Source organism: Winogradskyella poriferorum, from assembly GCF_050618035.1.
Taxonomy (GTDB): domain Bacteria; phylum Bacteroidota; class Bacteroidia; order Flavobacteriales; family Flavobacteriaceae; genus Winogradskyella; species Winogradskyella poriferorum_A.
This window is the reverse complement of record NZ_JBODPY010000003.1, coordinates 243,119-259,001: the sequence shown is the minus strand read 5'-3', so window position 1 is coordinate 259,001 and position 15,883 is coordinate 243,119. Positions and strand designations below refer to the sequence as shown.

16 protein-coding genes are annotated in these 15,883 nt (G+C 35.4%); 1 reads left to right on the top strand and 15 read right to left on the bottom strand.

Annotated features, from left to right (window positions below; all coding sequences use genetic code 11):
• Positions 1-12: 12 nt before the first annotated feature.
• From ACRHOC_RS08570 to ACRHOC_RS08520, 11 genes are all read right to left on the bottom strand, one after another.
• On the bottom strand, positions 13-780 hold the full coding sequence (locus ACRHOC_RS08570; protein WP_431158192.1) for a hypothetical protein: 768 nt from the start codon (positions 778-780) through the stop codon (positions 13-15).
• A gap of 133 nt (positions 781-913) precedes the next feature.
• Entirely contained in the window at positions 914-2,206 is a 1,293-nt protein-coding gene (locus ACRHOC_RS08565) for a DASH family cryptochrome (protein WP_431158191.1), read from the bottom strand.
• Positions 2,203-2,340 carry a DUF2256 domain-containing protein gene (locus ACRHOC_RS08560; protein ID WP_431158190.1) on the bottom strand — a complete coding sequence of 46 codons (138 nt, stop codon included), beginning with the start codon at positions 2,338-2,340 and terminating at the stop codon, positions 2,203-2,205. The genes ACRHOC_RS08565 and ACRHOC_RS08560 overlap by 4 nt, the downstream gene beginning before the upstream one ends.
• Positions 2,337-3,758 (bottom strand): SDR family oxidoreductase, encoded by a 1,422-nt coding sequence (locus ACRHOC_RS08555; RefSeq protein WP_431158189.1) that lies wholly within the window; start codon positions 3,756-3,758, stop codon positions 2,337-2,339. The genes ACRHOC_RS08560 and ACRHOC_RS08555 overlap by 4 nt, the downstream gene beginning before the upstream one ends.
• Positions 3,758-4,396, bottom strand: coding sequence for a flavin reductase family protein (locus ACRHOC_RS08550; RefSeq protein WP_431158188.1), 639 nt, complete (start codon positions 4,394-4,396; stop codon positions 3,758-3,760). Before ACRHOC_RS08550 ends, ACRHOC_RS08555 begins: the two co-directional genes overlap by 1 nt.
• A gap of 1 nt (position 4,397) precedes the next feature.
• A complete protein-coding gene (locus tag ACRHOC_RS08545) occupies positions 4,398-5,708 on the bottom strand; it encodes an ABC1 kinase family protein (RefSeq protein WP_431158187.1) in 1,311 nt (436 codons plus the stop codon).
• Positions 5,709-6,365, bottom strand: a complete 657-nt coding sequence (locus ACRHOC_RS08540) for a TetR family transcriptional regulator C-terminal domain-containing protein (RefSeq protein WP_431158186.1) — start codon at positions 6,363-6,365, stop codon at positions 5,709-5,711.
• A gap of 124 nt (positions 6,366-6,489) precedes the next feature.
• The gene (locus ACRHOC_RS08535; protein WP_431158185.1) at positions 6,490-7,137 is read right to left on the bottom strand and encodes an MIP/aquaporin family protein; all 648 of its coding nucleotides are present in this window, start codon (positions 7,135-7,137) and stop codon (positions 6,490-6,492) included.
• 10 nt (positions 7,138-7,147) lie between these two features.
• On the bottom strand, positions 7,148-7,762 hold the full coding sequence (locus tag ACRHOC_RS08530; protein WP_431158184.1) for a protein-tyrosine-phosphatase: 615 nt from the start codon (positions 7,760-7,762) through the stop codon (positions 7,148-7,150).
• Positions 7,763-7,781: 19 nt separating this feature from the next.
• Positions 7,782-8,252, bottom strand: coding sequence for a DUF6428 family protein (locus tag ACRHOC_RS08525; protein ID WP_431158183.1), 471 nt, complete (start codon positions 8,250-8,252; stop codon positions 7,782-7,784).
• A 9-nt stretch (positions 8,253-8,261) separates the two neighbouring features.
• Positions 8,262-8,588 (bottom strand): ArsR/SmtB family transcription factor, encoded by a 327-nt coding sequence (locus ACRHOC_RS08520; protein WP_431158182.1) that lies wholly within the window; start codon positions 8,586-8,588, stop codon positions 8,262-8,264.
• 173 nt (positions 8,589-8,761) lie between these two features.
• Here ACRHOC_RS08520 and ACRHOC_RS08515 point away from each other — a divergent pair, with 173 nt between their 5' ends.
• On the top strand, positions 8,762-9,607 hold the full coding sequence (locus tag ACRHOC_RS08515) for a DUF2911 domain-containing protein (protein ID WP_431158181.1): 846 nt from the start codon (positions 8,762-8,764) through the stop codon (positions 9,605-9,607).
• A gap of 35 nt (positions 9,608-9,642) precedes the next feature.
• On the opposite strand, the gene ACRHOC_RS08510 is transcribed toward ACRHOC_RS08515, so the two are convergent.
• The 4 genes from ACRHOC_RS08510 to ACRHOC_RS08495 all read right to left on the bottom strand — a co-directional run bounded on the left by ACRHOC_RS08510 (position 9,643) and on the right by ACRHOC_RS08495 (position 15,858).
• The gene (locus ACRHOC_RS08510) at positions 9,643-11,475 is read right to left on the bottom strand and encodes a sodium:solute symporter (protein ID WP_431158180.1); all 1,833 of its coding nucleotides are present in this window, start codon (positions 11,473-11,475) and stop codon (positions 9,643-9,645) included.
• Between the two features lie 128 nt (positions 11,476-11,603).
• On the bottom strand, positions 11,604-14,126 hold the full coding sequence (locus tag ACRHOC_RS08505) for a PIG-L family deacetylase (protein ID WP_431158179.1): 2,523 nt from the start codon (positions 14,124-14,126) through the stop codon (positions 11,604-11,606).
• A gap of 118 nt (positions 14,127-14,244) precedes the next feature.
• Entirely contained in the window at positions 14,245-15,315 is a 1,071-nt protein-coding gene (corA, locus tag ACRHOC_RS08500) for a magnesium/cobalt transporter CorA (protein WP_431158178.1), read from the bottom strand.
• A 9-nt stretch (positions 15,316-15,324) separates the two neighbouring features.
• Positions 15,325-15,858, bottom strand: coding sequence for a mechanosensitive ion channel domain-containing protein (locus ACRHOC_RS08495; protein WP_431158177.1), 534 nt, complete (start codon positions 15,856-15,858; stop codon positions 15,325-15,327).
• Positions 15,859-15,883: the final 25 nt, after the last annotated feature.

The following is a 15,883-nucleotide window of genomic DNA, read 5'->3' as shown; positions in this document are numbered from 1 at the left end:
AAACCTAATTGTTTAATTGTTGTTTATCGCAGTACCATTTTCGTATTTATTATGAATAAGTATAATGGCCAATCCAAATAATACTGCAGAAATTATTAATACGGTACTTACTAAACCACTAACACCAAAGGATAAGCGTATTAAAATAGTGGAAACTATAAATCCAGAATTTCTAATGATTTTATGAAACTTATCTGTGTAAAAGAAGGATATAAGCAATAGTACAACATCTACAAGAATTAAAACGGTAAAGAATTCATCAAAAAACAGATTATTAATTGTCTCAAAACTTGGTATAACCTCAGAGGAAAAAGAAATACTCGACATCCAGCTCCAAAATGTTGCCATGGCTATAATTATAAATGTTGGAACCAATAGGACTGCAATTATTTTTTTCCTATTTATAAATCTTTCAATTTTCAGTTCATTGGTTTTTTGCTTTATGGCTTTTTTCATCCCTTGTTTTTGAAATTGAAAAATTAGGTAGAAAAGAATGATAGAAGCAAGTATATCATATGTAAATTGTAAATCTCCATTTATCTCAAACCAATTAGACGTGAGTTCCAATCCTGATAAATCTTTGAATAATTTTCTGATGATTATGAGTGTGATTATTTCATACTGTTTTGTGATGTATGTAGTAAATGATTTTGGCAAATAATAAATTAAAAGATATACTTCATAAATTAGTATAAAGGAAAAAGGTGTATAGATCGCAGAAATTGGATTGTTGAATAATTCTGACTCCAAATGGAAACTTACGATATTGTTTTTTGACATAAATATCAATATCAAATGAACAAAGAATCCCAATAGCGCAACATAAAGTATAACTTTTTCTATACTTTTTTTAATTTGCTCTGAGAGAAAAATAGGATATAGTTTGTTCAGTAAGTGCATGCGCTATTATTTTTTAAAATAGTGTCGTTTGCAACCAGAGTTTTCTAAATCTTCCATCGGTATCATAACGATCGGCTTGCATATCGACATTAAATTTTCGGTCTCTTGGGTCATTACCAACTCCAGAGACGTACATCCAATTGCCATAATTACTATGCACGTCGTAATCGAGTAATAAAGATTCAAAATAGGCGGCACCAATGCGCCAATCTAGGTAGAGCTCCTTGGCAAAGTATGACGCTACATTTTGTCTTCCTCTATTACTCATCCAACCGGTTTCCTTTAGTTCGATCATATTGGCATTTACAAAATCAGAAGCCGTTTCCCCATTAATCCATTGTGCGATTTTGCAAGGTTCAGACGACCAATCGTAGTTCTTATTTAAAATGCCATGGAGCTTAAAAATAGCGTTACCATGTTTTAGTGAAACATACTTAAAGTAATCGCGCCAAATCAACTCAAAAATTAACCAATAGGTCGATTGGTTTTTAAAATGTTCCTGTTCGAATTGCTTGACTTTCCAATAAATAGTGCGTGCTGATAAGCTACCATTGGCCAGCCATGGTGAAAATTTAGAGCTGTAATCACGCCCAACTAATCCATTGCGTGTCTTTTTATAGAAACCTAGCTTTTTTGACTGAAAAAAATAACAATCTAGTCGTGCCAAAGCTTCATTTTCCCCTCCTTTAAAAGGAAATGCTGTGTTTGGATGCATTGTAAACGAGAGAAAGCCTAGATCGGCAATGCTTGGAATGTCTGTTGGATTATCTATTCGATTTGTTTCAGGTTGTGCTTCTACATGAACTTCCTTTCGTATGTCCACATATTTTTCAAGTTTTTTCCTGAAAACGGTAAATACTTGTGGTGTTTTTTCAATCTCAAAGTTGATATCATCAGGATGAAAAAGAAATTGATTGTAGTGTCTATGCCATGTTATGGAAGTAGGGAGCTCTTGTTGAACATTCCGTTCTTCATCCACTTCTTCTTGTGTCCATTCCTTTTGAATATGGATATCTGTAATAGCATAGGTCTCACAAACCTGTGGTATGATGACATCAGGACGCTCATGATACACCAATAAATCAATGTTGAGGTCCTCTAATTCAGACCTGAGGTCTTCTAAGGTTTCTAATAAGAATTGAGCCCTATACTTTTCGGTCTTTTTAAAGCCATAAGGTGTTTCTTCAAAGTACTTTGGGTCTAAACAATAGATACCAATTACCTTTTCTGCATGTTTAGTCGCTTCATGAAGTACAACATTGTCTAAGGTTCTAAGATCGTTTCTAAACCAAATTAAGTTTCTCATTTCGTTCTTTTGCATTTTTCACTACAATATTTCACATTCTCCCAATCCTTAGCCCACTTTTTACGCCATGTAAACGGCCTTTCACAGACTAGGCAAATCTTTTGAGGTAAATGTTGTTTTTTTAAATCTCTCATTTTGGTTCTACCAATGCGTTAATCATTCCTTTAAAAACAAAGGCGTGGAAGGGTAAGACCATATACCAATATAATCGACCCCAAACGCCTTTTGGTCTAAAGACAGCACGTTGGTAGAGTTTGTCTTTAACAATTTTAAACTCCAGCCATGCCTCACCAGGTAATTTCATCTCGGCAAATAGGAGTAAACGTTTTTCACCTTTATCAGCAAATAGGACACGCCAAAAATCTAAGGGATCACCTGGCTCTAAATAAGTGTCGTGTGTTCTCCCACGACGTAATCCGACGCCACCAAATAGTTTATCTAAATAACCTCTCAGTTTCCATAAGCCATTGAAACTATACCATCCGTTTCGACCACCAATACCCCAAATTTGGTTTAATGTGAATTCTTCGTCCTTCACATCGCGTGAACGCACATCCTTAAAACAGCCAAATTGAGGGAGTTCTACATATTTTGAAAGTTGGTCCTTAAACAAACCACTACTTACGGCATCTTTCCAACTCGAGATTACCGAGTTTTGCTGTATTCTTTGAAACGCTAAATTAACCGCTGTTTTATAAGTCATAGGTTGGATATCGATATGCGTATTGATATCACTAGGTTTACCAATGACTTCTACCTTCATGCTATCCACTAAGGCCTGAGCTAATTGAAAAGACGTAGAGGTTACAAAATACAACCAATAGGAGGAAAGTTTAGGTGTTAAAACGGGTAGAGTATAAATATATCGTTTAAGCCCACGAACTTCAGCAAACTGCAATAGCATTTCCTTGTAGGTCAATATTTCTGGTCCATAAATATCAAAGGACTTATTGTATAATGCCGTTTTACCAATGGCACCAGAAAGGTAGGTCAATACGTCTCTAATCCCAATAGGTTGGCTTTTCGTTTTTAACCACTTTGGCGTAATCATAATTGGTAGCTTCTCAACGATATCTCTGATAATTTCAAAAGAAGCGCTACCACTACCAACGATGATACCGGCTCTAAACGTTGTTAGTGCATAACTCTTCGACTTTAAAGTCTCTTCAACCTGTAGACGTGATTTTAAATGTTTAGAAAGTGAATTGTCATTAACAATACCACTTAAATAAATAACTTGTTTGCAATTCGTCTTTTCGACATGTTTTTTGAAATTCTCGGCACACTTACGCTCTAAGGCTTCAAAATCTTCAGAATTTGTGGCCATAGAATGAATAAGATAATAGGCCACATCAATATCTTCTGGAATGGTGTTTGGCTGTGGATTTAAAAAATCCACTTTTATAAATGAGCACAATGGATGCTCCTCTATTTCATCAGGTATGCGATTCATATCACGGACACAACAAATAAGCTCATGCTTATCTTCTAAGAGCTGAAGCGCTAGGCGCTTAGCAATGTAGCCTGTTGTACCTGTAATTAGTATACGCATTAGTCATTCGAAATTGCAAATTCTGGTTTAGGTCTTTGGTATTCTAATCTTGTCTTTAATTGTGGAACGGCATAACCATCAAGACCGTTTATTGTGGCTACCTTTCCTTTAGATAGGTTGATAAACCCATCCTTTTCCAACAGTTCATCTGGAACATATAGCTTTTCAATTCGTCCAATAAGAAGTATGGTATTATTGGCTTTTATTGGGTACTCTTCTACATAACTCATGGCCAATTGAATAGGACAACTTTTTACAAAAGGTGCTATAAAATCATCCTTATATTCTTCTTCTAATGCTGTCACATCAAACTCAGATATGGACGAATCATATTTAGCTGAAGTATGATGTGCATCCTTAAGGATACCCTCATGAATATGATTGAGCGTATACTTACCTGTCGTTTTTATGTTGTCGTACGTATTTCTAATTACCGTTGTAGGTCTTAAGAAGAAACCTAGCAAACCTGGATTAGAGCCTAAATGTGTTATAGAACTGAAAACAGCCACATTACTTACTCCAAGATTATCTTTAGTCCCAATTAAATTAGCAGACTTATAGCCAGAGCAACTATTAATTAAATTGATGCGATAGAGATGATGCATCTTATTGATATCCTCTAGACTAAACTGTGCCATGTTACAAGTTGATAAAATTGTTGATTTTTACATGCTCTGCCTTAAGATCGAACATGAGGTTGTAAAGACCAAAGAACGTTCTATTGATGTAAATAAAATGCTTAGACCCTCTATTACCATTCATGTTACGCAATTCTGTACTTTTAGAGTAGCGTTGTCCCATTTCTCCGACCTTATTAAAAAATTCAGGGTCTGAGAAATCAAAGGTCTCACTGTGAAATGGCTGGGTGAATAAACTTAAGAGCTCATAGAACATCTCACTAAAGAATTTTACCTCCTCTGGGGAATCATCTTTTCTTAAGATTTCTAATTCGTATAATTTTTCAGTAAAGAATACTGGGTCTTGCAGACTTTCTTTTCGAGCCAATTCAAAATATGGAACATAGAATTCTTCTGGAATTTCTTTCATGCATCCAAAGTCAAGGGCTATAAGTTCACCTTCTTCAGAAATCAAGAAGTTTCCAGGATGTGGATCTGCATGGACTTTACGTAGCTTATGGATTTGGAACATATAAAAATCCCAAAGCGCTTGTCCCAGGCGATTTGATACCTCTTCATCTGTATTATGGGCTACAAACTCAGAAAGGTGTTCACCTTTCATATAATCCATAGTTATAATACGCTCAGATGAATATTTTCTGTAATAATTTGGAAATTTTAGATTCGGGATATGCTTACAAGCTTCCACAACGGCTTCACTCTGTTCTATCTCAAGTAAGTAGTTCGTTTCTTCGGTAAGTTTATCTTCCACTTCTTTGAAATACTTGTCAGAGTCTTTCCCTTTGATGTTAAACATCTTAATGGCTACAGGCTTTACTAAAGCTAAGTCTGAAGCGATACTTTCTGCAACTCCAGGGTATTGGATTTTCACAGCAAATTTTTTCCCATCCTTCTCTGCCAAATGGACTTGTCCAATACTGGCAGCATTGACCGAAGTTGCGTTGAAAGTATCAAATAGGGCTTCAGGCTTTTTTCCAAAATATTTTTTAAATGTCTTAATGACCAATGGCGGTGATAATGGTGGTACCGAAAATTGTGATAATGAGAATTTCTCCACGTAAGCCTGTGGAAGAATACTTTTTTCCATACTCAGCATTTGGGCTACCTTAAGAGCACTGCCTTTAAGTTTTTTGAGACTATCATAGATATCCTCAGCATTGTTTTGATTAAGACGCTCCTTTGCTTCCTCTTTGGAGGTGACCATCTTATCGCCATAATATTTTAAATAGTTCACACCAACTTTTGCACCAGTAGTAACTAGTTTTGAGGCACGTGAAATTTTGGTAATTGGTATACTATCGATTGTTTTCATTTAACCAGCTTGCATTTTTTCTTTGTACAAAAATTTACCAAGGTCTATTAAACTCTTAAGTGGTGTGGTATCAATTAAATCAAAACTAGCTTTGACAGATTTTTCGATAAAAATATCGGTCTTTTCAAACGCAGGTGACGTATCGTCTATCCAGAACTTCATAGTTATGAGTAACTGCAACCAAGCTGTTTCTTTAAGACCTCTGTTTTGAAGTTTTTCAAGTTGATCTTGTTTAAAATCGATGGTCTGAATATTAAGATGCTCAATGTAATTACTAAAACGTTGTTTTAGCTTTGATAAGGTTTTGAGCGTTTTAAGTTGATTCTTGTTTTCTTCGAGCGCATGAATTACATAACTTCTATTCGCAGTTAAGATTTCGAAAAATGTAAAATAGAAGCTTAATAGTTTATTTCTTGGATCAAAATCTAAATACTCTTCACTCTTTTCGAGAACCTTATGAGCATTATCAAAAAAGATTTTAAAAACCGATTGCTCTAATGCATCGAAAGACCCGAAAAACTCATAAAACTTCTGCTCTTCAAAATTATTTTCTTTCGCGAATGCATACACTGTTTTAGGTGGTTCACCATGTGACAGCACATAATCCATATAAAATACGATGATGTCTGCTTCCTTGATTGATTTCTTCTTTGCCATTGTGTTTGAATTTCAATTCAAAGATACATAATGTTTAACGATTTATAATAAAGGTTAAACAAAATTTAACAGCTAAAAAAAGTATCAATTGTTTTGTTGGTGATTTTAAAGGAATTGAATAGGGTTATTTTCTAAGAACCAGTGCCGTGTAGACTGCAAATAGAGCTCCTAAAATTGGTGCAGTAATGTATAACCATAAATGTTCTAAATTACCACTAATAAAAGCGGGTGCAATAGATCGTACCGGATTCATTGAAGCCTTTGTAATAGGACCTGCAAACATGGCCTCAAGCAGAATAACTGACCCAACCGCTATGGCAGCCATCGTGCCTAGCTCTTTACTACCTGTAGAAACATTGATGATTACCAACATTAAAAAATAGGTTAAAAGTGCTTCTAAAATAAAGGCTTTATAAGGTGCAAAACCATCTCTAGGATAGGTATGACCATAGCTTTCAGATTCTGGAAATAAGATCCACAAAATTACAATAGCCAATAACGCACCTAAGATTTGAGCACTGACGTATAGAGGGACCTTATTCCAATTAAATTTGCCACTCACTGCAAAACCTATGGTTACGGCTGGATTAAAATGCGCTCCAGATATTTCACCAAATGCATATATCATTGCCATTACAATGAGACCCCAAATGATGGCAATACCAATATGTCCTATTTCGCCATTGGTAATTTCGTTTACAGTCATGGCACCACAACCGCAAAACACCATCGAAAAGGTACCGATTCCTTCAGCTAAAGCATTTTTAAACATTCAGATGGATTTAAGTCGTTTTTAGATTTGAGAACACATACTTGAGGTTAGTTGCAATCTGAAGACTGCGCTCTAAATATTTTTCCTTTTGTAATTGCGTACCATCAAAAGCCTTAGGATCTTCAAAGGTGATGGGTAATCGTACTTCTGCACCAGCAATAAATGGACATCCTTTATCTGCGCTGGAGCAGGTCATGATGGCTGCAAAAGCTTCGCTAGGATTAAAAGAATCATCAAAGGTTTTAGAAAATCCTATAACAGAAGGGTAGGTGTCAGAAAATTTAATGCTATAAATCGGATTGTTACTCTTGCTTAATTCTTGTATTTGAAAGCCTGAACATTCTAGGGCTTCAGCTGCTGAAGGAAATAGTGCTGTGGCTTCCGTACCACCAGAATAACAATGAACATTATTAATTTTATAATAGGTCGCCATAGCTTGAGCCCAAACCTGCGATAAATGACTTCGTCTAGAATTATGTGTACAGATAAAATTGAGGTTAATTATAGCGCCTTTATTCACTTTATTCTGTATGAAATCGATCATTGGATCGAGACTTTTATATCTATCCTGAGGGATAGAATTTAAATCTAAGCTTTCAATGACATCGTTTATTTGTTTATACATTTTATTAATCCTAATAAATTTAACAACAACCTGATTTAGGATCACAACATGTACTCATGGCTTGTAATTCTGATAATTTCACTCTTGGCTTTTGCTTAGGTACACCACAATTGTCCTTTGCTAAACAGTCGGTCTGCATTGGGACCAACAAGAAAGAAGTGCCATCAAAATCAAGATGGTATTTGCCAATGGTATCACCTTGGTATTCTACTTCTATTTGAAGATCTGGAATGCCTAGTTTTTCTTGAGAGAGCTCTATGATTTTCAAAAGTTTTTCCGGGTGTAGTCTATGGTTATAATCATTTGCTTCCCACAGTTGAAAATTTACAACTTCTTCATGTCTAATAGTACCACCACAGTCAATAAAATCTTTTGTGATTTTACCAACTTCAGTCACATGAAAATGTTCTGGGACTTGCGTTCCATTTGGTAATTGGAACTCTATTTGTTCAAGTCGATGCAGATGTGTTTTTATTTCTGAGAGTTTCATAGTTTAATATTAACAACAATTAGTATTTATGTCCTGATCAAAAAATTCTGTCAGTAAGGTTTTCATTTCTAACCATTTCTCTTGATTAATGCAATAGCAAACACTTGTACCTTCTATACTACCTTGTATTAATCCTAGATTTTTAAGTTCTTTTAGATGCTGAGAAATAGTAGCCTGTGCCAATCCAATTTCATCAACTAAGTCGCCACAAATACAGGTGTTTGCTTTAAAAAGATGGTGTAAGATGGCCACTCTGGCAGGATGTGCAAACGCTTTAGCGAGGGTAGCTATCTCGTTTTGTACATCAGTAAATATTTCGGTTTTTGTAACACCCATTTGTGTAATTAATTTATTTATTGCAATATTACGATAAAAGAATTAAAAACACTTTATATTTTGTGTAATTTTTGATTTAGGCGTATTTCATTTTATGGATTTGTTAACATATACACCTTGGCTTTAATTGTACATTTATCGAGCTAAATAATAAATCTTTAATACTAATCGAAATGAAAAAATTACTATTAATGACGTTTGCAATGGTTATTGCATTCTCATTAAACGCACAAATTGAAACACCGCAACCTAGTCCTTTTACTAAAATTGAGCAAAAGGTGGGATTAACGGATGTGACTTTAGAATATTCTCGTCCAGGGATGAAAGGGCGCAAAATATTTGGAGATTTAGTGCCTTATGGCAAACTATGGAGAACAGGAGCTAATAAAAATTCCATGATAACGTTTAGTGATGATGTGGTTGTGGATGGTACTACGCTTAAAGCAGGTTCTTATGCGATTTTTGTAACACCGAATGAAAGTTCTTGGGATGTTATTTTCTACAGTGATACTAATAACTGGGGAACCCCAAGAAATTGGGATGATTCAAAAGTCGCTGCTAAAACTACTGTTGAAACTTATGCAATGCCTATGAATGTTGAAACTTGGACCATTTCTATAGATGATCTTACAAACAGTTCAGCACAAATCGGTTTTATCTGGGAAAATGTGTATGCTGGTGTAAAGTTTGAAGTACCAACGGATTCTAAAGTGTCGGCTTCAATTGAAAAAACTATGGCTGGTCCTGCCGCAGGAGATTACTACAGTGCTGCGGTGTATAATTTAACTGAAGGCAAAGACTTAGAGCAAGCTAAAGCTTGGATGGATAAGGCGATGTCTATGATTGATAAACCAGGTTTCTGGCAGTTAAGACAACAGTCATTATTATATGCTAAACTAGGAGATAAGAAAATGGCTATTGAAACAGCAAAAAAATCATTAGCAGGAGCTGAAGAGGCTGGAAATGCTGATTATGTTAAAATGAATAAGGACTCCTTAAAAGAATGGGGTGCTATGTAATTATGTAGCCAATCAATAAATTGAAACGCAACATCTTAATGTTGCGTTTTTTTATGCCCTGAAAAGAACTGTAAAACATTTGCAATCGCTATAACGATAATACAACCAATTAAATTAAGCCATAAATAGGGTAAATTAATAAGGCCAGCATTGTCTAGAAAGTACAATCCAATAATAAGTACTTGGGTAATTAAAGCTCCAATAAATACCGCATTTCCTCTAATGTGTTTAAAGAAAAACGCCAGTAGAAAAATACCAAGAACATTACCGTAGAATATCGATCCAATAATGTTTACCAACTGAATGAGATTTTCCGCTAGGTTTGCAAAACATGCAATTATAATCGCAATAATTCCCCATCCAAATGTGAACCATTTGGTCATATTCACAATGTGATGTTCGCCTTTATCTTCTTTTAAATTTCGTTTATATAAATCTATAGATGTAATGGTAGCTAAGGCATTAATTTCTGATGCTGTAGATGACATAGCTGCTGATAAAATCACTGCTAAAAGCAAGCCTATAAGACCTTTTGGAAGGTGATTGAGAATAAAGGTAATGAACATGTAATCTCTATCATTTGTGAGCGTGTCCTTAGCGGCATCACCATATAAGCTTTTTAAAGCAATAGACTTTTCGTTATAAAGTGCACTGTTTTTATCCTCTATCGCTTCAAGTTCTGAGGACAAGTTATTATAGGCACTAGCATATTCGGCATCAATAGCTTTTTTAATTAAGAATTTTGACTCTGAACGATAGGTTTTTTCAGTTTGGTCTAATACTGCAATTTGATCTTTAATAACTGCTCTGTTAGTAGAGGCTTCACCATATTCTAATGAGAGTTTCTTTTTTTGTTCAAATAAGGCCTCTTGTTTGTTTTGAAGTTCTCTATAGTCATCGCCATAAGGAGAGGCTAAAACGGTTTGCGTAGAGGAGTCAATAAAATTTAATGGTGCTGGGTTAAACTGATAAAACACAAAAACCATTACACCCACCAACAAAATAAAAAATTGCATTGGTACTTTTAGGAGACCGTTAAACAAAAGACCCATTTGCATTTCTTTCATTGATTTACCAGAAAGATAACGCTGTACTTGGCTCTGGTCTGTGCCGAAATAGGATAACATTAAAAAGGTACCACCAATTAAACCCGTCCAAACGGTATATCGGTTTTCGAGATCAAATGAAAAGTCTAAGACTTCCATTTTACCCGTAGCTCCTGCAATATCAATAGCTTCTGAAAAAGACACTTCATCAGGGATTAAATCTATAACCACGAATAGTGCGGCCAACATCCCAGCAAAAATGACAAACATCTGTTGTTTCTGAGTAACCGTTACCGCTTTTGTACCTCCTGAAACCGTATAGATGATTACTAAAACACCAATAACTATATTGAGGGTTACAATATTCCAACCTAGTAATACCGATAAAATAATTGCTGGTGCGAAAATGGTAATACCAGCAGCAAGACCACGCTGAATTAAAAACAGAATCGCAGTAAGACTTCGCGTTTTTAAATCGAATCTATTTTCTAGGAATTCATAAGCCGTATATACTTTTAGTCTATGGTAAAGTGGTATAAAGACCATGCAAATAATAACCATTGCTATTGGTAGCCCAAAGTAAAATTGTACAAAGCCCATTCCGTCTGAAAAGGCTTGTCCTGTCGTGGACAAAAATGTTATCGCACTGGCTTGTGTCGCCATAACGGATAGTCCTATGGTCCACCATTTGGTAGAATTACCACCGCGTACATAGTCTTGTACATTTTTACTGCCTCGCGTTTTCCAAGTACCATAACCTACAATGGTTAAAAGTGTAATTGCCAAAACAGTCCAATCAATCCAATCTAAAGTCTGTTGCATAGCCTAAGAGAATGACGCCGTTATTAAATAAAACAATATGAGGTAAATGGCGTTTGCTACCAATACTATGGTATACATTTTATCCCATTTCTGTTTTGGTGAGGTTTGATTGTCCATAGTGGTTGGCCTTAATTTTTAAGTGGTGTTTGGTCATCTTCCTTGCCTGCCGATAAAAGATTGGCGAAAAGGCGATAGGCTCCTGGTACACCAGCTGGAAACTCTCTAAAGAAGCTTAATCCTGTATAAATGTAATTCCCTTTTCCGTATTGGGCTATGAGAAGACTGCCATCTTTTGCGGATTCTCCTGAGTCATTCATTGCAAAAATGGGTGTGAATTTCTCTGACCATTGATTTGGAAAATACAATCCACGTTCTTGTACCCAGCCTTCAAAATCGTCTGAGGTTATTTTATTTGGGAAATTAAGAAGTGGATGATTGCTATCTAATAAAGTCACTTTTGCATTTTCATCAGTTACGCGATCTCTAGAAAGCTTTAGATCATAAGGTGCTAATTGATCTGTTGTAAGGCGTCTACTCGTATTGTATTGAACAATTAAGTTGCCTCCATTTTCAACATAATCTAACAGATATTTCTGCTTAAACTTAAGTTCATCCACTACATTATAGGCTCTAATTCCCATAACGACAGCATCAAAATTGGCAAGATTATCAGCAGATATTTGATCTGGTTTAATGATGGTGACATTATAACCGATTTGTCTAAGACTTTCTGGGACCACATCACCAGCTCCTTCAATATAACCTATATTATTGCCACGTTTTTTTATATCTAAGCGTACTACTTTGCTTTCTGAAGGTATGAGAACTGTTTGATAGGGAATATGGTCGTAATCAATCTCGATTAACTCACTGGTATACCATTCCTCATTGATATTAACCATAGGCGTGATTAAGCCCTCACTTTGATTTTTTGGAGGAATAATAGTGAATCTAACCTTCTGAATGTCACCTTTATTGGCAATAGCTACCTTTTGTTTTTGTGGATAAACACTCCAGTCGTTAGGGTAGGCCATTTGCACGTAGCCTTCTAGATTGTCACGTCCTGCTTTAACGAGAACTTCAATTTCTTTTTGTTGGTCATTTTCAAAAATAAAGACCTTTTCTGTTAAGCTTGCAGAAACCTCTGGTATAATTTCGAAAGGTCTATATAATTCTCCTTTATCTGGTTTTGAGTATCTGTAGACAACAGGTTTAGTGAGTGTAATAGGCACATTGTCTATCATTAAATTAAAATTAATGGTCAATCCTCGAGGAGTTTCAGGTAAGCCAATCAACTTTTGGTCAGCAACATCATACATACCAATACCACTTTTCTTATTGAGCCAATAAGGCGTCGTATAGGCATCAGATACTGGTAAAACAATATCCTCTATTAAGTTGAGCTTTTGGTTTGGTGCCATAGACATAGATTTGTCAACACCTTGTGACATCGTTGAGATCGAGTAAGAGCTTAGTTCTACTGGAATGTTACTTCTATTCAAGGCTTCAATACGTAAGGTCACTAATGAATTTGGAGAGGCCTGTGGAGCATTAGCGGAAGCTTCTAGAAATAACCCTAAACACGCTTCAATAATGGCTTTAATTTCATTTGATTTAATTGTTCTCCAATGTGTATCCTTTAGATTATGAATCCGTTTGTAGGCTTCCATAAGTTTTGGGATATGTACTGAAGGATTCTTAAAATTAAAATCGTCTTCAACACTTTTAAGGAGTTCACCGATTGGTGCACCACCTTCAACACGATTCCAAGACGTGTCTATACCAGCAAAAACATCATTACTGCCATCTAGTGGATCTCCTTTTAGAAACTCGATATATTCTTGTTGTGAACCGCGTTGCGATAACCTACCAAAGCCCTGGCATAAGTGCTGACTGCTGGCTAAAGCAGCGACTTCATTATTGGAGAGCCCTTTAGTGGGATAATAAACACCAATATCAAAGTTCAGCATGTTGGATTTATCCGCTTTTTCAAAATTCTCTTGGCTCCCATAAAACCACCAAGACGTGTTAAAAAAAAGACGTTTTGGTTGCCATGTATCGGTTAAATTGAGTTGCGATGCGTATTTTGTTTCGTCATTTGCCAAATCAAAGGCTTCCATGCTTAACATAGCCGAAGCCGTATGATGTCCATGAGTTCTTCCAGGTGTTCTATGATCAAAACGATTGACAATTATGTCTGGTTTAAATGTTCTAATGGCCCACACAACATCTGCTAATACTTTGTCTTTGTCCCATATTTCGAATGTTTCATCAGGATGTTTAGAATACCCAAAATCATTTGCTCTTGTGAACCGTTGTTCGCCACCATCAACACGTCTTGCGGCCAATAATTCTTGTGTTCTAATTACACCTAATAATTCTCTCAGCTCAGGACCAATTAAATTCTGTCCTCCATCACCGCGTGTAAGTGAGAGATAGGCAGTTCTTGCCTTAACTTCATTTGACATATAAGATATGAGACGTGTATTCTCATCATCGGGATGGGCAGCTACATAGAGTACAGCGCCTAAAACATTTAGTTTTTGAACAGCTTCGTAAATTTCTGATGCGTTTAGTTTTTTGGGCTGTTGTGCATGTGCTTGGAATACTATGCTAAAAACTAATAGTAGACAAAAGATATATTGTCGCATGTATTATAAATAGTTAGTTATATGTCCAAAGTTAAAAAAGATAAGAGGTGGAGTAGGTGATTTTAGAATTATTTAACGGAATGGTTAAGGCAAACTAATTTTAAATGTACTTAGAAAGTTATAACCATTTTTTACGTTTGAAGTACAATAACATTCCGAGAAAGAGAAAGATCATTACACCCCAAAGAATATAGTAACTGTATTTGTAATGGAGTTCTGGGATATTGTCAAAATTCATCCCATAGATACCTGCAATAAAAGTTAAGGGTATAAATATGGTGGCTATAATGGTGAGTACCTTCATGACTTCGTTCATTTTGTTGCTGATTGTGGTCATATACATATCCATTAAACTCCAAATCATTTCCCTATAAATATCTAGGTTTTCTGACACTTGAATTAAGTGGTCGTAAATATCTCTATAGTAGGTGATTGTGTTTTTATATATTAAGGAATGATCTCCTTTTTCGATTCTATTTAGAATCTCTCGTAATGGAAAAATAGCACGTCTTACCTTAAGGATTTCTCTTTTTAATTGCTGAATTTCAACATTTATATTTTCTCGTGCTATTCCGGCGAACAACTCGGTTTCTAAATCTTCAATTTTATTGCCAAGCGTTTCGATAATACTAAAATAATTATCCACCACAGCATCGATTAAAGCGTATAGCAAATAATCGGATTTCATGCCTCTAATGCGGCCATTGTTAAATCTTAAACGATCTCTAATAGGGCCAAAAACATCACCTTCGGATTCTTGAAAGGTTAAAACATAATTTTTGCCCAAAACGAAACTAACTTGTTCAATAACAATGTTTTCGTCTTCGTCGTAGTATAACATTTTTAAGACCACAAACATATAATCATCATATTCATCAATCTTGGGTCTTTGTGTGGTATTAACTATATCCTCTAAAACTAATGGATGCAAATTGTATTGCTTCCCAATATTTTCTATTTCTTGGGTATACTTTAGGCCATCGACATTAATCCAAGTTACAGAGTCTGTTTCTTTATAATTAACCGCATCCTCAATATTGAGTAAAACGGTTTCTTCTATATTATCCTTGGTATAGTCAAAACACTCAACATGAAAATCTTTATCTGATTTTCTTCCTGTATAAACAAGTGTGCCAGGAATTTGACCGATATGCTTTTTATGAATTTCTGAGCGTTTTCTTTTAGCCATAGCAACAAGTTACAAAATACTGCTATCATCTAGCGCATCCTTTTGTAATAAGGTTACAGCCTTTTGGAGAATAAGGTTATTGGGATAGGTGACTAGATCACCATTATCTTCTCTAAGAATAATTTGAAAGGCTCTAATATCTTCAATAATGGCCTCAACAGGATAGTCCTTGTCATGGATCTTAATTTTATCTCCAACCTTATATGGAAAGGAGAAGAACATAATTACGCCAGACGTGACATTGCTTAGAATGGACCATACGGCAAAAAGGGCAATCCCGATAACTGCAAAAACAGAAGAAAAGAGTAACGTTATATCTTGTGTATTTGCACCAAGAATGAAGGCTTCAATTAAAACAGCAATTAATACAAGAGTGACTGTTACATAGCGACCTATTAATATGGCTCGGGCTTCAGTAGTACCGCTTCTTTGCCCAATTTTCTTAACCGTAATAATTATGATGGCTCTAATTATAAATAAGACAATTAATAAGACTAAAGAATAGATTATTTCTGTCTTGTATGTAGAAAGGAATGCAGACATAATTGGTTAATTAGTGTAACACAAA